This is a genomic window from Luteimonas sp. GW821-FHT14E02, from assembly GCF_058803905.1.
In genome coordinates this window covers 46,185-64,950 of record NZ_JBXAPK010000008.1, presented here as the reverse complement: position 1 = coordinate 64,950, position 18,766 = coordinate 46,185, and the positions used below count along the sequence as shown (strand labels likewise).

Genomic DNA, 18,766 nt, shown 5'->3' with positions numbered 1-18,766 from the left:
CTAGTCTGCCAATCCACGCAACAGGTCGTTGACCGAGGTCTTGGCACGCGTTTTCGCATCGACCTGCTTGACGATCACCGCGCAATACAACGAGTGCGAACCATCCGCCGCTGGCAGCGATCCCGCCACCACCACGCTGCCCGGCGGCACGACGCCGTAGGAAATCTCCTTGGTCGCGCGGTTGTAGATGCGCGTCGACTGCCCGAGGAACACACCCATGCCGATCACGCTGTGATGACCAACGATCACGCCCTCCACCACTTCCGAACGCGCGCCGATGAAGCAATGATCCTCGATGATCGTCGGCGAGGCCTGTAGCGGTTCGAGCACGCCACCGATGCCGGCGCCGCCGGAGATGTGGCAGTCCTTGCCGATTTGTGCGCATGAGCCGACCGTCGCCCAGGTATCGACCATCGTACCGGGGCCGACATGGGCACCGATGTTGACGAAGCTCGGCATCAGCACCACGTCCTTGCCGATGTGCGCGCCGCGACGCGCCACGGCGCCAGGTACGACGCGCACGCCGAGCTTGCGGAATGCATGCTCGTCGAAGCCCGCGAAGCGCGCCGGGATCTTGTCCCAGAACGGCGCCGGATCGGCATCGACGACTTCCATCTCCTGCGTGCGGAAATACAGCAGCACGGCCTTCTTGAGCCATTCGTTGACGGTCCAGCCGCCCCTGCCGTCCGGCTCGGCGACGCGGAATTCGCCGCTTTCCAGGCCGTCGATCACACGCTCCACGGTCGGACGCGTCGAACCGTCGATCTCGTCCGGCGTCAGCATCGTGCGCCGTTCCCAGGCACTTTCGATCATGAATTTCAGTTCGTCGGCGCCAGGCGCTTTCGGCGCGACCTTCTTCTTCGGCGTCTTCTTCTTCGCGGATTCGGGGGCCGTCTTCTTGGCGCTCCGGGGTGGGCTCATGGGGGAGATTCTCCATCGATATGGACTAGCAATGCGGTATGCAGCGCCGCGCAGGCGGTATCGTCCAATGCGCGGTTGCCGGTGTCGCTGATGCGGAACACGTCCTCGGCACGCTCACCAAACGTGGCGATGCGCGCGTCGTGCACGCGCACGTGCTGGCTGCGCAGGGCGTGGGCGATGTCGGCGAGCAGGCCGGGACGGTCGTTGCAGATCAAGCTGAGCACGGTGTTGCGGCCGTCGGGGGCGGCATCGAAGGTGATGCGCGGCGCGAGACGGAAGTGACGCAGGTGGCGCGGCTGTGCGCGACGTGCCGGCTGGATGCGATCCAGTGGGCCATTCAGTGCTTCGCGCAAGCGGTTCTCGATGCCGCGGATATCGGGCGTGGCACGCGAGTCGCTCGGCAGCACCTGGAAATTGTCGAAGATGGTACCGCCGGGGCCATCCAGCGCACGCGCCTGCTGGATCGCCAGACCGAGCCGATCGAGCGAGATGACGATCGCCGCGAACAGGCCGTCGCGATCGGGCGAATGCACGAACACTTCCAGCGCATGATCGCCAGCGGCGAGCGAACGCACCGCCACCGCGATCTCGCCGGGTTCGCAATTGCGCAGCGCCAATGCCTGCCAGGCGATCTGGTCGGGGCGCGCACGCAGGAAGCTGTACTCGGGAAAGCGTCGGAACAGCGCGTCGATTTCCGCAAAGCCGATCTGCTGCAACGCGAGCATGCGGCGTGTTTCGGCGCGCGTCTCTTCGATGCGCTCGGCGGCGGCGACCGGATGTTCCAGCCCCTGCCGCAATGCCAGACGCGTGGAGATGCGCAGATCGGCAAGCAGGCGATCCTTCCAGGCATTCCAGAGTTTCGGCGATGTGCCGGCGATGTCGGCGCAAGTGAGCAGATAGAGATAGTCCAGCCGCTCGCGATCGGCGACTTCCGCGGCGAAGCGATGGATCACCGCGGGATCGGAGATGTCCTGCTTCTGCGCCGTCACCGACATCAGCAGGTGCTTGCGCACCAGCCATTCGACCAGCGCCGTGTCGGTGTCGGACAAACCGTGCGCGAGACAGAACGCGCGCGCATCGTCGGCGCCGAGCTCGGAATGATCGCCACCACGTCCCTTGGCGATGTCGTGGAACAGGCCCGCGAGCAGCAGTAGTTCCGGCCGGCGCAACGTCGGCCACACTTCGTGCGCCATCGAGAAGCGTTCGTCGGCGGCGCCGGAGGAGAAGATGGCGAGGTTGCGCAGTACCGCCAGCGTGTGCTGATCGACGGTGTAGACGTGGAACAGGTCGAACTGCATGCGCCCGGAGACCTGCGCGAACGCTGGCAGCCAGCGTCCGAGTACGCCGAGCCGCGCCATGCGTTCGAGCGTCTTCACCGGTTGCGACCCACGCAGCAGCGCCATGAAGGCATCGCGCGAGCCCTGCTCCGTCGTGTCGTAAGCCGGCAGTTTTGGTAACGCCTCCGCGAGGGCGCGCGCCGTCTGCGAATGCAGGCCACGCAGATTGTCGTGCGCGGCCCATGTCGCGAACAGCGCGAAGACCTCGTCAATGTCATCGTGCGGCCACTGCGGATCGGTGGCGGCGAGATAGTCGCGACGCGATTCGAAGCGCAGTTCCGTATGCGGGGTGTCGAGCGGCTGCGGTGTCGCGGCGCCGTCGAAATGTTCCTCGAACCGCTGCAGCAGGCGCTCGCTGATCCGGCGCACGATCGCGGCGCTGCGGTAAAAGCCCTGCATCATCTGCTCGACGCCGAGATTCTGCGCGTCGTCGGCGAAGCCCAGATGCGCGGCCAGCGCCTTCTGATAATCGAAGCCAAGACGCTCCTCGTGCCGGCCGGCCACCAGGTGCAGGCCGTAACGCAGACGGCCGAGATTGCGGCGCTCGCGCTCCAGCGCGACGGCCTCGTCGGCACCGAGATGACCAAGGCCGATCAACGGCTCCAGTTCGCGCACGCCGAAGCTGCGCAAGGCCATCCAGCCGAGGGTGTGCAGATCACGCAGGCCACCCGGCCCGTCCTTCAGATTGGGTTCGAGATTGTCGGACGTATCGCCGAAGCGTGCGTAGCGCTTGCGCTGCTCCTCGACCTTGGCGAGGAAGAACGCACGCGCCGGCCATACCTTGTCGGGCGCGATGGCTTCGGCGAGCGCGCCGCGATCGGCATCCCGCGCCACCAGCGGCCGTGCTTCCAGCAAGGCCGTCAGCACGGTTTGATCGGCGGCCGCCTGCGTGCATTGCGCGAGCGAGCGCACGGCGTGGCTCGCCTGCAAGCCCGCGTCCCAGAGCGAGGCGAAGAAGCGGGACACGTGATCGCCGTAGTCGTGCTGCGCGTTCTCGTCCGCCAGCACCAGCAGATCGATGTCGGATTGCGGAAACAACTCGCCGCGTCCATAGCCGCCGACCGCGAACAGTGCCAGCGGGGAATGCCCGGGAATGCAGCGTGACCAGGCCTGCCGGATCAGTTCATCGACGGCGCGCGCGCGCAGCGCCACCAGCCGCTCTACGCGCTCGCCCTGGTCGAAGCGCTTCGCCAGCCGTGCATCGGTCTGCGCGAGCGCGGCCCGCGCGTCCTGCGCCCACTGTGTCTCCGCGCTTGTCGCCGCGTCATCGGAGACGGCCGTCTTCATGTGGTGCGGTTCCCTCCGCAAAAGCCCGCATTCCTCGCCGCGCGGACGGCGCGGCTGCGATCTGCGGGCTTCCTGCTAGAGGTCATTGTCGTCGCCCGGCAATCGGGTGAGGATCTCCACGCCGGTCTCGGTCACCGCCACGGTATGTTCCCACTGCGCGGACAGCTTGCGGTCCTTGGTCACGACGGTCCAGCCGTCGGGCAGGACCTTGGTGTAGCGCGTACCTTCATTGATCATCGGTTCGATGGTGAAGGTCATGCCCGGCTGCAGCACCACGCCATCGCCGGGGCGGCCGTAGTGCAGCACCTGCGGTTCGTCGTGGTAGACCTTGCCGATGCCGTGCCCGCAGTATTCGCGCACCACGCTGAAGCGCTCGCCTTCGGCGTAGCTCTGGATGGCGTGGCCGATGTCGCCGAGCGTGGCGCCCGGCCGCACCGTGCGGATGCCGCGGAACATCGCCTCGCGCGTGACTTCGACCAATCGCTTCGCCATCACCGAGGGCGTGCCGACGTAGTACATGCGGCTGCTGTCGCCGTGCCAGCCGTCCTTGATGACGGTGACGTCGATGTTGACGATATCGCCTTCCTTCAGCACCTTCGCTTCGCTCGGGATGCCGTGGCAGATCACGTTGTTGACCGAAGTGCAGATGGTCTTCGGATAGCCGCGATAGCCGACGTTGGCGGGAATCGCCTGCTGCACGTTGACGATATGGTCGTGGCAGATGCGATCCAGCACTTCGGTGGTGACGCCGGGCTTCACGTGCGGAGCGACGATCTGCAGCACTTCGGCGGCCAGGCGGCCGGCGATGCGCATCTTTTCGATCTCGTCGGGAGTTTTCAGTTGGATAGACATGCGGGGATTATCGCCGATCGTGTGCATGCCTGAATGGACTCGCCTCGTGGCGGGGAGAGTCGCGCTTCAGGCAGCGGAGTTCATTGCGGTGCTCGCGATGTCGTCGGGACTGCACGCCGGAACGCCTTCCCGGTTGCCGCATCCATGGCCAGCGCGAAGCGAGAAAGTTAATTTTTCGTCAAAAAGTGACGCGCTTGGAGCTCAAACTCCCCAAAATCACCTATTTCTTCGACCTTTAAAATCAAACAGTTACAATCTATTTTCATGAACTGTGAACTGGGTCAAGCCAAACCAACCAGTTACGGAAGCCAATTCCTGTCGTTGGTGACACCCTCGCAACATCCAGCACTGAAAAATGTCGCTGGTGCGACACGGATGCAAGCACTGGCATGCAACGTGCTTTGAATCCGGTTGCCCGGCAATTCCGCCGGTCCGCACCCCGGTTCACGGCTTCGGAGATTCCCATGCGCCTGCTGACTTCCACCCTGCTCGCCACTGCCCTGCTCGCCACTGGCGGTCAGGCGTTCGCAGCGGATACCACCACTTTCAACGTCAAGATCACGATCCTCAAGGCCTGCACGATCACCGCCGCCGCCGCGACCGACGTCGATTTCGGCAGCGTCGCCAACGACTCGACCGCCAACGTCGACGCCGATGGCAGCGTCACCGCTCGCTGCAGTCCGCTGACGCCGTACAACATCGCGCTCAACGCCGGCCTCAATGCGTCCACGGCCAACGACGTGAACACCCGTCGCATGAAGAACACGGACGGCGCGGTGACCACCAACAATTTCGTCGCCTACCAGCTGTATCAGAATGCCGGACGCACCGCAGTGTGGGGCAGCACGGTCGGCACCAATACCCTGGCGGCTACCGGCACCGGCTTGGACCAGGCCTATCCGGTCTACGGCCGCGTCGCCAACCCCAGCACCGACAATGCCGCGCCCGGGGACTACCTGGACACGATCACCGCCACGATCATCTACTGAGCAACGGCGCATGGCACGGAACGGCCACCGCCTCGGGGTACCGCGTTTCCCGGCCGTATCGTGCTTTCCGGCTGCGACAGGCGCGGCCGGTCTCCTGTGGTTGGTGGCCGTGCTGTGGCCAGGGATCGCGGCCGCGGCCAGCCTGCAGGTCGCACCGACTTCACTGACCATGCAGGGCCGCCAGAACGCCGACGTGTTGTGGCTCAGCAACAGCGGCAAGGCGCCGGTGCAAGTGCAGCTGCGCGTGTTCCGCTGGATGCAGGCCGACGGCAAGGAGTCGCTCGACACCACCCGCGATCTGGTCGTCAGTCCGGCGATGCAGACGCTGACGCCGGGGCAGAAACAGCTCGTCCGAATCATCCGCACGACACCGGAAGCGGTGGCGGCGGAGACGAGCTATCGGGTCATCGTCGACGAGTTGCCCACGGCGGTGCCCGAACGTCCGGGCCTGCAGTTCGTGCTGCGGTATTCGATTCCGATCTTCGTAGTGCCGGAAACCGCGGCCGGAGCGCCCGCCATCGCCCCCGCACTCGAAACTCGCCTGGTCAGCGGCGAAAACGGCGCCGGCGTTCTCGAAGTGCGCAATCGCGGCACGCAGCATGCACAGATCGCCGATCTCGCTTACGGCAAGGATGCGAAGACCGCCACGCCGGTCATGCCTGGCCTGCTCGGATACGCGCTCGCCGGACAGACCATGCGCTGGCCGCTGCAATCTCCCGCCTCCCGATTCACGGGCGGCACCTTCATCGCGAGGATCAACGGTGCGGCCACTCTCCAGCCGTTGGCTTTGCAGGCTGCCCCCTGAGTGGCTGCTGCCGTCCGCCTTGCTGCTGACGGGGTTGCCCCAGAGTGCCGCCGCGGAAGAAAGCGCTCGCCTGCTGTCGGATGTCACGCTCGATCCGGCGGTGGCACCCGCGCGCACCGATCGCGATGAAGAGTTGTATCTGCAGGTGACCCTCAATCAGAGAGACACCGGCCGGCTTTCCCGCTTCGTGCGCGGCGCGGATGGTCGGATGCGCGCGCGTTCGTCGACATTGCGCGAGATTGGTTTCGCCCTGCCCGGACGCGATCCGGCGGAGATGGTCGACCTGGGCACGCTGCCCGGCCTGTCCGTGCGTTACGACGCGGCATTGCAGCGCATCCGTCTCGATGCGCCGCTGTCGCTGCTCTCGCTCGACACGGCGGTGTTGAACCGGCCCTCGGGCGTCGCCTCGAACCCGGCCGGCGCCTCGCCCGGCATGCTGCTGAACTACGATCTGTACGCCAGCCACGAGCGCGATGCGAGCAATCTCACCGCCACGGCGGAACTGCGCGTGTTCGGCATCGGCAACGGTGTCTTCAGCAATTCGGCGGTGACGCGCGCCTATCGCGAACGTACTGATGACGAGCCCGGTTCCCGCGATCGCGACAACGGCTGGCGCGGCGAGACCGTGCGCCTGGATACCAGCTGGCAACTGTCACTGCCCGATTCGGCCATCAGCCTCACGCTCGGCGACACCTACAGCGGCTTCCTCGACTGGACGCGCGCGGTGCGGCTGGGCGGCGTGCAGATCGGGCGCAACTTCGGCTTGCAGCCGTATCGCATCACCACGCCCCTGCCCGCCTTTCTCGGTGAAGCGGCGGTGCCGTCGGCGGTGGATCTGTACGTCAACGGTATCCGCCAGTACAGCGGCGAGGTGCCGGCCGGCCCGTTCCAGCTCGCCACCGTGCCGGGCATCAATGGTGTGGGCAATGCGCAGATCGTCGTCACCGACGCGTTCGGGCGCACGCGCACGATCGATTTTCCGTTCTATGCCACGCAGCAGCTGCTGGCCAAGGGGTTGTCGGACTGGTCGCTGAGCGCCGGCCTGGTGCGCGAGGATTACGGCATCCGTTCCTTCTCCTACGCCAGCGAGTTGGTGGGCAGCGGCAACCTGCGCTACGGCGTCAGCGACCGCTTCACCTTCGAGGCGCACGGCGAAGGTGGCGGCGGACTCGCCAATGCGGGACTGGGTGGACTGTGGCTGCTCGGACGCGCGGGCGTGCTCAACGCGTCATACGCGCGCAGCTCGCTCGACGACGTGCATGGTGGACAGACCGCGCTCGGCTACAGCTGGAACGACAACCGCTTCAATCTTTCCCTCGAAAGCCAGCGCACGCACGGCGATTACCGCGACATCGCCTCGCTGTACGGATCGCCTCCGCCCGACATCAGCGATCGCGTGCTGGCCGGCGTCACCGTGCCGAAGCTCGGCAATTTCAGCGTCAGCTACCTGCGCCTGCGTTACCCACTCGCCGAACCACAGGACGGCGAAGCAGTGCCGGAGCGCATCGACTCGCGCTACGCCGGCCTGTTCTGGTCGCAGACGTTCCGGCGCGGCTGGACGGCGAACCTGTCGTACAACCAGAACCTCGACGATCACGACGATCGCACCTTCTATCTCGGCATCAGCGTGGCACTCGGCGACGATCGCCAGGCGAATCTGTCGCTGCAACGCACCGGCCGGCGCGACAACGCCGTCATCGACGTCTCGCGGCCCGTGCCGGGCGATGGCGACATCGACCGCAGCTACGGCTGGCGCGTGCAAGCGCGTACCGGCGACGATGGCGAGGGCGGCCTCGCGGAAATCGGCTGGATCTCGCCATATGGACGCTACGGCGCGGGCATCGCCGGCTTCGACGGCCACAGCTACGGCTACGCCAGCGCGACCGGCAGCCTGGTATGGATGGGCGGTCATGCATTCGCCTCGCGCAACATCACCGACGCCTTCGCGGTGGTCTCGACGGACGGGCGCGCCGGCGTGCCAGTGAAGCTGGAGAACCGCCTGGTCGGGCACACCGACCCGGACGGCATGCTGCTGGTCACGCCGCTGCGCGCCTGGCAGGACAACAAGCTGTCGATCGATCCGCTCGACCTGCCCGCCAACCTGCGCATCGATCGCGTCGAAACCCTGGCCACGCCGCGCGATCGCTCCGGCATCGGCGTGCGCTTCGGCATGAAGCCGGTGCGCGCGGCCGTGGTGATCCTGCACGATGCTTCCGGTGCGCCGCTGCCGCTGGGCAGCCGCGTGCATGCGCCGGGCCTGAGCGAACCGGCCGTCGTCGGCTACGACGGCGAGACCTATCTCGACACGCTCGACGCGCACAACACCCTGCGTATCGAACTGCCGGATAACGGATCGTGCGAAGTGAGCTTCGACTATCCCGTCGACGGCCAAGCGATTCCGCGCATCGGGCCGCTGTCCTGCCGGAAGGAGGCATCGCCATGACGTCATCCTGCCTGCGCCTGCTGTTCGCGATGCTGCTGCTTGCCACGGGCACGGCCTTCGTGCCGGCTGCGAAGGCCGCCACCACCTGCACCGCCACTTCGTCCACGCTGGCCTTCGGCACGGTATCGACTACCGGCAACACCGATGTCGCCACGACGTTCAACGTCACCTGCTCGACGTTCGGGCTCGCCCTGCTCGCCAACGCGAAAGTGCGGATGTGCCTCAATATCGGCGACGGCACGCAAGGCGGAGGCAACTTCAATCCGCGGCGCATGCTCAACGTCACCAGCGACGCGCTGCAATTCCAGATCTACACCAACGCGGCGCGCACGCAGATCTGGGGTTCGCTCGGCAACGCTACCGTCCCTACTCCGCTGCAACTCGATTTCGACTACCCCGTGCCGCTGCTTGGCGGTAGTCAGACCATCCAGGTCACGATCTACGGACGCGTGCCGACGCAGCTGTTCATCGCCGGCAACTACAGCAACCCATTCACCGGCGTCCACACCTCGCTCAACTATCGCTACAACGAAACCCTGCTCGGCACGGCCTCCTACCCGGCCAGCTGCACCTCCGGTGGCATCGGCGGCGCCAACCCCACCAACGCCTTCCCGTTCACGGCCACGGCCACCGTGCCGCCCAAGTGCCAGGCCTACACCACCACCGACCTGGATTTCGGCAGCGTCCCGGGCTTCATCACCGGCAACGTCGACCAGACCTCGACCATCGGCATGACCTGCACCGGCCGCACCGCCTGGCAGGTAGGCCTCAACAACGGCCTCTACGCCAGCGGCAGCGTGCGCCGGATGAAACTGTCGACCTCGACGACCTACGTGACCTACGAGCTGTATCGCGATGCCTCCCGCGGACTCCGCTGGGGCAACACCCTGAACACCGACACCGCCCAGGGCACCGGGACCGGCACGCCCCAGACCCTGACCGTCTACGGCCGCGTCCCCGCCCCGCAGACCCCGGTGGCGGGGGACTACAGCGATACCATCACCGTCACGATCACCTATTAGCCGGTCTCCCGAGGCCGGAAGCTGGCCCAGGGATCGGTTTGCAGCGAAATCCCCCCTCCAGCTATAATTCCGCGGCTTTGTGGGCCCCTGGCCCATGGAAGTCGCCCACGCCGGGCGTCACCGGCGAATACACACCCGCTGCAAACACCCGTGCCGGGGTCCTTCGCGAGAAGGTCGGTCACGGCGGCAGTCGGGGAGGCCCAACCCCGGAATTGTTGAAGGCATCGCGCGCGATGCCCGCGATTCCACACCCCAGGAGTTACCAAGCAATGCCCCAGATCACCATGCGCCAGATGCTGGAAGCCGGCGTGCACTTCGGCCACCAGACCCGCTACTGGAATCCCAAGATGGCGCCGTACATCTTCGGTGCCCGCGGCAAGATCCACATCATCAATCTCGAAAAGACCGTGCCGCTGTTCGGCGACGCGATGAACTTCATCTCCGCGATCGCCCAGAAGCGCGGCATGATCCTGTTCGTCGGCACCAAGCGCAGCGCGCGCGAAGCGATCAAGGAAGAGGCCGAGCGTTGCGGCATGCCGTACATGACCCAGCGCTGGCTGGGCGGCACGCTGACCAACTTCCGCACCGTGAAGGCTTCGGTCTCGCGCCTGAAGGAACTGGAAGCCGGCGAAACCGACGGCACCTTCCAGAAGCTGGTCAAGCACGAAGTGCTGGGCCTGCGGCGCGAGCGCGAGAAGCTGGACGCCTCGCTCGGCGGCATCAAGGAAATGAACCGTCTGCCCGACGCCCTGTTCGTGATCGACATCGGCCATGAAGACATCGCCATCAAGGAAGCCAAGAAGCTCGGCATCCCGGTGATCGCGGTCGTCGACACCAACTACGATCCGGCCCTGGTCGACTACGCCATCCCGGGCAACGACGACGCCATCCGCGCCGTGCAGCTGTACGCCCGCGCCGCCGCCGACGCCGTGCTGGAAGGCAAGGCCGCCGCTCCGCAGGCAGCGACCGTGCGCGAAGAAGAGTTCGTCGAAGCCGATGGCGAAGGCAAGTCCGCGCGCCGCGCGCCTCCGGCCAAGAAGGGACCGCCCAAGCGCGCTTCCGCCAAGGACGACGGCCTGACCGAAACGCCGGCCGCCGAGTAATCCGGCCGTCACGCAGCCGCGCAATGCTGCGCGGCTGCACTTCTGTTCGTCATTCCCGAGCATTTGCGTAGGGCGGGCCTTGGCCCGCCTGTCGATCCGGCGGGCCAAGGCCCGCCCTACATATTTTTCGAGGTAACCCGTAATGGCTGAAATCACCGCTTCCCTGGTCAAGGAACTGCGCGAGCGCACCGGCGCCGGCATGATGGAATGCAAGAAAGCGCTGACCGAAAACAACGGCGACATCGACGCCGCCGCCGAGTGGCTGCGCAAGTCGGGCCTGGCCAAGGCCGACAAGAAGGCCGGCCGCGTCGCCGCCGAAGGCCGCATCTCGATGGCACAGGACGGCGGCAAGGCCGTGCTGGTGGAAATCAACTCCGAGACCGACTTCGTCGCGAAGGACGGCAACTTCGTCGCCTTCACCGATGAAGTCGCCAAGACCGCGCTGAGCAGCGGCGCCCAGGACGCCGAGGCGCTGAAGGCGGCCAAGACCTCGGGTGGCAACACGGTCGAGGAAGCACGTGCACTGCTGATCGCCAAGGTCGGCGAGAACGTGCAGGTGCGTCGCCTCTCGCGCATCGACAGCGCTGCAAACAATATTGCCGCCTACGTGCACGGCGGCCGCATCGGCGTGCTGGTCGAGGTCAAGGGTGGCGACGCCGATCTGGCGCGCGGTCTGGCCATGCACATCGCGGCGATGAACCCGCCGCACATCAAGGCGTCCGACGTCCCGGCCGAGTTCGTCGCCAAGGAAAAGGAAATCGAACTGGCCAAGATGTCGGAGAAGGACAAGGCCAAGCCGGCCGAGATCCTCGAGAAGATCATCGGCGGCAAGATCGCCAAGATCGTCAACGAGGTCACGCTGTACGGCCAGCCCTACGTGCTCGACACCGACAAGAGCGTCGAAGCCGTGCTGAAGGGCGCCGGCGCCGAAGTCGTCTCCTTCCAGCGCCTGGCCGTTGGCGAAGGCATCGAGAAGCCAACCAATGGCGGCGACGACTTCCGCACTGAAGTGATGAAGCAGGCCGGTCTGGCGTAAGCCACTTCCCTGCCCTCGCTAGGAACGAAGAAGCCGCGGTGATCCGCGGCTTCTTTTTTTGTTTCCGGCTCCCTCAGGGCGTCTTCGATTTGGGTGGTTCGGGGACCTTTCTCAGATAGGACTCGACCGAAGTGGTCGTTTGATTTGAGGGTGTCTGCGCCTGTGCCGCTTGGTTCGGTGGGGGCTGCGCTTGTTTCATCGAATCCGAAGAAGTCTGCACTTCTGTTGTCGGATTCGATGGCTCCAGCACTTTTTGGATTTGATCGGGCGTCGCCGTTTCCGCAACCGAGGACACCAATCGCTCCATCCAAGCCATCGTGCACGTGGACGCGTAGAAATTGATCCTCGCTCCGACCTGTGCAACGTTACTTACATCTTTTTTGCTCAGCTGTTCGAGCAACTGCGTCCGCGCTCGAGAAAGCACATCGAAGTTCTTCCTGATGTTGTCTGGTGGCATGTACGCGGTCGTATAGTTGCGGAATATGTTGTCGGCGAACGCGAAACTACCCGCGGTGAGCGAGATGATCTGCGCTGAATTCTTCAACAACCCTAGTCCCAATGCGGCCAAGCCGCCGACGTCCGACGTCGTGCTGCGTGCAAAGCGTTGATGGTTGTACGCGTGCGTGATCTGGTTCATATAGACGCCGCAGTACACGTCGGACAACGCGAACCCCAGGTGCATGTAGCGCTGCAGCTCAGCCTTGCTTGGCGCATTGCCTAGCGCGACGCCCTCGGCCTCTCGGAAATTCTTGATAAGGTTCGTGGGATCACCGTAGTAGAGCTTGACATCGGGATCTTCGCTCGCGACTTCAGGCGGCGTGTTGACCGCGAGCGGCACCCGATCGGGCCTGGCATCACGAAGGTTATTGCGCATGCTGGTGCAGCCGGACAGCAGTAAAGACAACGCCATGAAAATGGCGATCTGCGTCTTCATATCTCCCCCCTAGAGATCGTGATGACTTGAGTGATCAGCGATGGTGCCCGGCAAAGGTCGGACAACGGGCCACACAGTCAAGCGGCAGCCCGCCCCATAATTTTTATCATTACGGACCGGCCGCTGCCGCCCGCTTGTCGCCAACAGTCGCAATTCGCGATGAACGTCGCATCTCGACGGCAAGCCTTGCTTGCCGACCGGAACCCGGACAGCAGAAACCCCACCGAAGTGGGGTTTCTGCGTCTTCCCTTGCGGACCGATTCGCGGAGGAGGTTCTTACAAACCCGGCCCCTGCGGCTGCGTCGCCGTCCGCTGCTGACCCTGCTGTGCCTTCTCCTGCGCACTAGCCTCGGCATTGAACTGCTGCAACCGCTCCGCCACCGGCTGCGCGACCGCCTGCGTCTTGTCCACGTACACGCGCTGGATGTCATGCGCGTTGTTCGGGTTGGTTTGCGCCGCGATCAGGCCCTGCCCGGTCGTGCTCGCCACCAGGGCGTCGATGCGGCTCAGGCCGCTGACCTTGGCCTCGAACGCGGTCGTGGCCGCGGCGCGCTCCATCTCGTCGCGATTCTTGAAACCGCCGTTCGGGCCCAGCTTCTCCAGATGCGCCAGCGCCTGGTTGTACAGCGGGTTGTCGCGGCCCAGCTCGGCGTTGCTCGGAGCCGTCGGCCTGGGGGCCGGAGCTTCCGTCGTCGGCTGCGCCGCGCGTTCGCGGCCCGGCACCGTCAGGTAGTTCATCGGATCGACGGCGCGGCCGTTGCGCCACATCTCGAAATGCAGATGCGTGTCGCCCTGGCGCGGCGTGTTGCCCGTGCGGCCCATCGTGCCGACCTGCACGCCGGCTTCGACGCGCTGGCCGTCTTGGACATTGATGTCCTTCAGATGGAAGTAGCGCGTCACCACGCCGTTGCCGTGGTCGATCGTGACCGTGTTGCCGGCACCGCCGTTGTTCGGCTGCACGCGCACGGTGCCGCCGGCGTAGGCCTGGATCGGATCGCCTTCCCTGCCCTGGATGTCGACGCCCTTGTGCGTCCGGGTACCGCCGGAGCGGGAAGTCCCGAATTCGCCATGCCCTTCACCGTGCTTGTCGGCGCGGTTGATGGTGGTGTTGCCGGGCGCCGGCCAGTTGCCGTCGGCCTGCGGCGCCGGCGGACGATTCCGGCTTTCGGCCGGCAGCTGCAGCTGTGCGCTGATCGCATCCAGCGTGCGGCGATCGGCGACGCCGGTGGGCTCGATGTTGTTCGCCTGCTGGAAGTTCCGAACCGACTCGGCCGTGCGATCACCGTAGATGCCGGTGCGCGTCTCCAGCTGCTGGCCGCGACCGTCGCGGAAGCCCAGCTGGTTGAGCGACTGCTGCATGCTGACCACTTCCGGGCCGCGCTCGTTCTTGCGCAACACGCCATCGGCCAGTGCGGAAGCCGCCGGCGTCGGGGTCTGGGCCGGTTGCTGGCCAGCGGTGATCGGCTCGATGCCCTTCTCGGGAATCCGCACGCGATCGAACTTGGCATCCCAGTACTGGGTGAACGCCGTCGCCATCTCGCGCGGGGCCATGCCGCGGAAGTCCTGGTACTTGTGACCGGTCAGCCGCTCGAAATCATCGGAACTGACGTTCGCCAGGATGTTGCGGCGCGTGCTGGAGAGGCTGAACTCGCCGGTCGCGATCGCGTTCTGGATCGAACGATAGCCGCCCGAGCCCTGCTGGTGCGCGAGGTACATGTCCAGTCCGTTCGGCTCCGCCGCGCCGGACAGATACGGCCGGCCATTGCGCTCGTGCGCATTGACCAGATCGCGGCGATTGTTCAAATACAAGCGCGCGGCCGCCTCGGTGTTGACGTTCGGATCGTACTCGCGACCGGTGATCCCGTACTGGGCCGCCGTTCCCGGCACGAACTGGAACAGACCCTTGGCGTCGCTGCCGCGGTTGTGCGCGCGTTCGTTGAAATTGCCGCCGGTCTCGATGTAGGCGAATCGCAGGAAATCGTCGCGGGAAATCCCCCGCTCGCCGGCGACGCGTTCGATGATATCGAGAACTTCCCTTCTGCTGTAATCCTGTGCCATCTCTGGCTCCTCTTGGTGTTGTGCGGCGTCGTGCCGCGATGCGCCAACCGGACTCGTCCTTTAGTCTCGCGTTCTCGGTCAACAATAAAAAAGTGTCAGGGGTTGTAGCTGTTCTTTTCCGTGTCGTATGCGTAGGTCGCAACGTCGGAAGCCCCCAGCGTGCGCGTCTTGCCCGGCGCGTCGATCACCGTGCCGGACGGCGTCACCTGCAATGTCGGCAGGCCGCTGTCCTGCTTGGGCGCCAGGAACGCCAGCGTGCCGGTGCTCTTCGCACACGGCATCACCTTGCCTTCGTCGCAGGCCGCTTCGTTGTCCGATCCGGTCACGATGCTGCCGATGTAGGCCCAGTGCTTGTCGCGCAGCTTGTTCACCTCGGCGGGATCGAACACGAACAGCGCGAAGCCCGCTGTCGCCACGCCGGTCGAGAACGTGGTCGTCGGCACCGCCAGCAGCAGCCGGCCGTCCTGCGTTTCGTAGCTCTGCGGCTGGCGCGTCTCGTCGATGTCGCTCGCCTTGCCGTAGGCGCCGAACTCGCCGACGAAGCCATCCGCCTCCCGCAGCGCCCACGGCGCCTTGTCCTGCGGCTTGGTCACCTCGAAGGTCGCCTGCGAGATCGCCACTGTCCCTTCGGGATCGGCCGGCGCGTCCTGTTCTTCCTCGCCGAACTTCTCCGGCGTCTTGTAGGCGAAACCGGTGAAGTAATGCTTGCCCTTGAAATCGAACTGATGGCCGTACCAGTAGGTCACCCAGCTGCCGTAGTCGACCTCGTATGAAGTGGCCCCGTCACCGTCCTTCTTGTAGATCATGTACAGCACGCTGTCCGGGGATGGCGGCTTGATGGCGGAGGCATTCTGGTTGTCGTTGGGCACTGTCGGAACATCCTGTTGTGTTGAAGGAGCGGAAGTACTCTGTGAAGACGCCGCCTTGTCGCCGGAGGCGGCGGACGCGCCCTCCGGAGGCTTGGCATCGCACGCGCTGAGCAACAAAATCGCCAGCGCCAATAGAAGCGTTTTGCCGTGCGTCATGCCGTCGCGTCCTGGGGGTCGGGGGAAACCGGCAACGATCTTACAAGGAAACCTCCGGAACGATGCCGCCGCCATTTCCGAACGGCAGGGTATGGCGCCATCGCCCTCCCCGAGGCATCACGGCCGGCCGGACCCCGCCTGAGCGGGGTCCGGCCGCCTTCCCCTTGACCTTGCGCGATCACTCTCATCTCAAGCCGCCATCGTCTCAAGCCGCCTTGACAGGATTGGCATGCTGCTGCGTTCGCTGCTGATCCTGCTTGGCCTGCTCCACCTGCTGGCGCTGCGCCTCCTGATCGAACTGCTGCAGGCTCTGCGCCAGCGGCTGCTGCGCCGCGGTCGCCTTGTCGACGTAGGCGCGATTGACGTCCTCAGGATTGTTCGGATTGTTCTGCACCGCGATCACGCCCCGGCCATTGGTGCTCGGCACGATCTCGTCGATGCGGCTCATGCCGCCCACCTTGGCCTCGAACGCGATCGCCGCGGCCGCACGCTGCCGGTCCTCCGGATTGGCCAGGCCCGCCTGCGGACCGAGCTTCTCCAGCTGCTGCAACGCCTGCTGGTACATCGGATTGTCCTTGCCCAACTGTTCGTTGGCCGACGTCGTCCGCGTCGTTTCGCCGGCGTCGCGGCCCGCGGACAGCTTCGCGTCCGGCAGCTTCTTGGCGATGGCATCGATGGTCTGCTTGTCGGCGATGCCGGTCGGGTCGAGTCCGTTGTCGCGCTGGAAATTCTGCAGCGCGTGGGTCGTCCCCTTGCCGAAATCGCCATCGACCTTCAGCGGACGATCCTTGGCATCCTTGTACCCGAGCGCTTTCAGATCTTCCTGCACGGCACGGATTCTCTCGTCCAGCGCCTTCAACGTTTCCATGTTGGCCTCGCCGGTCACCGTCAACCCTCTGTCCTTCTGGAACGCCTCCACCGATGACTTGGTTGCGGCATCGAACTTGCCGGCTTCCATTCCCTCGGCGGTGAAGCCCAGCTTGCCCAGGCGATCCTGCAACGCGCCCACGTCCTTGCCGGTGTCGTCCAGCTTGAGCGGACGATCCGGGAACACGCCGAGATCGCGCAAACCTTTCAGCTCCGGCGCTTTCAGAATGTCCGGATCACGGCCGTTGTCCACGAGATACTGCCGCAGGCCCGACTCGAGGAATTTCTTGTCCTCGTCGGAAAGCTTGACGTTCTCCGCCCCCACCGAATCGACCAAGTTAGAAATGCGGCGCAGCACGTCCTTCGCGCCTTTGTCGTCCTGGCCGTACTGCGTCTCCAGCTTGTAGCGGATCATGTCCTCCAGGCCAAAATCCCCTTCCACCTTGATGGTCGAAGCAGGCTTGCGCTTGGGCATGTCCATCGCCGCGTCGCCCGAGGTCATACCCATGAATTGCTTCAGGCCGTCGTTGACCGGCGGCCCATACTGGTTCTGCGTGTCCAGAATGATCAATTTCGCCAACGGGCTGTCCTTGACGAACTCCTTGTTGGTTTCGTTGGAGATACCGTCGACGACGGCATCCATTTTCTTGATCTTGCCGTCCAGGTGGGTGAGGTAATCGCTGTTGATCGCCTCCTTGCCCGCCGTCGAGCTCAGCATCTGGTCGAGCTCCGGCTTCAGCCGCGCATACACTTCGCGATCCTTGTCGTCGAACTTGCCGAACGGCTTGTAGAGATGCGCGCGGATCTCGGCAAGTTCGTCATCGTCGATGATGCGATTGCCGTCCGCGCCGGTGGCGTTCTTGGCGATCCGCTCCAACAGGTCGCGCCCGTCCTGATTTCCGCCGACATCGTATTGGAAAGGACCGAAACTCGGGCCGCTGGCCCCGAGCACCGCATTGCTGACTTCGTAGGCGCCGTATCCGTTCCTCAACTCGCTCTTCATCATCGCGCGATGGACGTAATACTCCATGGTACCCGGCTGCAGGGAATCTCCTCCCGTGAAACGCTCGTTGCTCATCGCTCACCTCCAACTTGATCCGTGTTGATGCCAGCAAACATCCCTATGCGGATGTCACGATTCATGTCCCGCCACTCGGCTAAGGCCGGTGGCTTCCCACATAACTGTCTCGCCAGTCTTCCAATTCCTGCGCCCGTCGCGCCACGCTTTCCATACGGCAGATCGACAGCATGGCCGGCGCGGCATCCGACCCGAACCGGTCCGCCCGCGCCGAGCAATCCTTCTCGTAGAACGCGAGCCATGCGCGCTGCGCGGCCTGCACCGGCGCCGTCGCGGACTTGGCATCGCCTTCGCCCGTTCCCAGTGTCGCCAGCAACGCCCGGTAGGCCTTGTTCAGGCGCGCATCCTGGTAGTCGAACTCGTCGTCGGCGCAGTCTCCCCGTGCCGGAATCCGGCCCTGCGTCTTGTCGAGACATGCGTCGTAGCTCTCGCGGATGCCGTAATAGCGCGGCGAGATGTAGGACAGGCGCTCCACGCCAGGCACGATCGCGATGCCGTTGATCACATCTCCGGCGGAAGCAGTCGCCTTCTGCGCCGCAACATCCTTCGCTACGCCATCGGGGGAGGCCTGAGCAGCATCGGCTTTGGCTTCAGTGGACGTCGACGCCGTCGGCTTTTGCCCGGTTGCTACCGCCTGATCGGCGGCGGCCGAACTGCCCGCGCTGCAGGCAGCGGCCGACAGGGCAAGCAGTGCGAAAAAGCTGGTGTGCTGGATTGGTTTCATCAAGCGGCGTTTCATCATGCGGCTCCCAGGAAAGAATGCGATACGACCCGCAAACAGTACCGCGAGTCGCCCGTGTTCGGTCCAGATCCACTTCCGGCGCGCGCACGAACGCCCGCCTCCACGACAGCGGAAGCCGGGTAATTTGGAAAGCGGCAAACGAACTCCAGCATATTGCGATCCTGCAACGCTTGGCACGCCGAGCGACGTACCGAATTTCAGTGCGGCCCCGGATCGGGATTTCGCTGACCGAAACCCTTTCCCTGGCGCACCGAGGCGATGTTCGCG

Annotated in this window: 13 protein-coding genes and 1 pseudogene; 6 read left to right on the top strand and 8 right to left on the bottom strand. The window is 65.0% G+C overall.

The window, feature by feature from the left end; translation table 11 throughout:
* The 3 genes from dapD to map form a co-directional block, all read right to left on the bottom strand.
* Window positions 1-921: a 2,3,4,5-tetrahydropyridine-2,6-dicarboxylate N-succinyltransferase gene (dapD, locus tag AC1RNP_RS14020; protein WP_493051889.1), complete on the bottom strand. Its 921-nt coding sequence runs from the start codon at window positions 919-921 to the stop codon at window positions 1-3.
* Window positions 918-3,545 carry a [protein-PII] uridylyltransferase gene (glnD, locus tag AC1RNP_RS14015; RefSeq protein WP_493051888.1) on the bottom strand — a complete coding sequence of 876 codons (2,628 nt, stop codon included), beginning with the start codon at window positions 3,543-3,545 and terminating at the stop codon, window positions 918-920. Before glnD ends, dapD begins: the two co-directional genes overlap by 4 nt.
* A gap of 75 nt (window positions 3,546-3,620) precedes the next feature.
* Window positions 3,621-4,397, bottom strand: coding sequence for a type I methionyl aminopeptidase (gene map, locus AC1RNP_RS14010; protein ID WP_493051887.1), 777 nt, complete (start codon window positions 4,395-4,397; stop codon window positions 3,621-3,623).
* 464 nt (window positions 4,398-4,861) lie between these two features.
* Here map and AC1RNP_RS14005 point away from each other — a divergent pair, with 464 nt between their 5' ends.
* The 6 genes from AC1RNP_RS14005 (at window position 4,862) to tsf (ending at window position 11,795) form a co-directional block, all read left to right on the top strand.
* Window positions 4,862-5,386, top strand: a complete 525-nt coding sequence (locus AC1RNP_RS14005) for a Csu type fimbrial protein (RefSeq protein ID WP_493051886.1) — start codon at window positions 4,862-4,864, stop codon at window positions 5,384-5,386.
* A 10-nt stretch (window positions 5,387-5,396) separates the two neighbouring features.
* Entirely contained in the window at window positions 5,397-6,191 is a 795-nt protein-coding gene (locus tag AC1RNP_RS14000) for a fimbrial biogenesis chaperone (RefSeq protein ID WP_493051885.1), read from the top strand.
* Between the two features lie 19 nt (window positions 6,192-6,210).
* A complete protein-coding gene (locus tag AC1RNP_RS13995) occupies window positions 6,211-8,634 on the top strand; it encodes a fimbria/pilus outer membrane usher protein (protein ID WP_493052013.1) in 2,424 nt (807 codons plus the stop codon).
* Window positions 8,631-9,656 carry a Csu type fimbrial protein gene (locus tag AC1RNP_RS13990; RefSeq protein ID WP_493051884.1) on the top strand — a complete coding sequence of 342 codons (1,026 nt, stop codon included), beginning with the start codon at window positions 8,631-8,633 and terminating at the stop codon, window positions 9,654-9,656. Before AC1RNP_RS13995 ends, AC1RNP_RS13990 begins: the two co-directional genes overlap by 4 nt.
* Before the next feature lie 269 nt (window positions 9,657-9,925).
* Window positions 9,926-10,759 (top strand): 30S ribosomal protein S2, encoded by an 834-nt coding sequence (gene rpsB / locus AC1RNP_RS13985; protein WP_493051882.1) that lies wholly within the window; start codon window positions 9,926-9,928, stop codon window positions 10,757-10,759.
* 142 nt (window positions 10,760-10,901) lie between these two features.
* Window positions 10,902-11,795 (top strand): translation elongation factor Ts, encoded by an 894-nt coding sequence (gene tsf / locus AC1RNP_RS13980; protein ID WP_493051881.1) that lies wholly within the window; start codon window positions 10,902-10,904, stop codon window positions 11,793-11,795.
* Window positions 11,796-11,868: 73 nt separating this feature from the next.
* Here the strand turns inward: tsf and AC1RNP_RS13975 are convergent, their stop codons facing one another.
* The 5 genes and pseudogenes from AC1RNP_RS13975 to AC1RNP_RS13955 form a co-directional block, all read right to left on the bottom strand.
* On the bottom strand, window positions 11,869-12,729 hold the full coding sequence (locus AC1RNP_RS13975) for a hypothetical protein (protein ID WP_493051880.1): 861 nt from the start codon (window positions 12,727-12,729) through the stop codon (window positions 11,869-11,871).
* Between the two features lie 366 nt (window positions 12,730-13,095).
* Window positions 13,096-14,787, bottom strand: a pseudogene (locus tag AC1RNP_RS13970) (peptidoglycan DD-metalloendopeptidase family protein); the annotation flags it as partial.
* Window positions 14,788-14,882: 95 nt separating this feature from the next.
* Window positions 14,883-15,812 (bottom strand): hypothetical protein, encoded by a 930-nt coding sequence (locus AC1RNP_RS13965; RefSeq protein ID WP_493051879.1) that lies wholly within the window; start codon window positions 15,810-15,812, stop codon window positions 14,883-14,885.
* Between the two features lie 205 nt (window positions 15,813-16,017).
* Window positions 16,018-17,757 (bottom strand): peptidoglycan-binding protein, encoded by a 1,740-nt coding sequence (locus AC1RNP_RS13960; protein ID WP_493051878.1) that lies wholly within the window; start codon window positions 17,755-17,757, stop codon window positions 16,018-16,020.
* Between the two features lie 79 nt (window positions 17,758-17,836).
* Window positions 17,837-18,496 (bottom strand): lysozyme inhibitor LprI family protein, encoded by a 660-nt coding sequence (locus tag AC1RNP_RS13955; protein ID WP_493051877.1) that lies wholly within the window; start codon window positions 18,494-18,496, stop codon window positions 17,837-17,839.
* Between the last annotated feature and the right edge of the window lie 270 nt (window positions 18,497-18,766).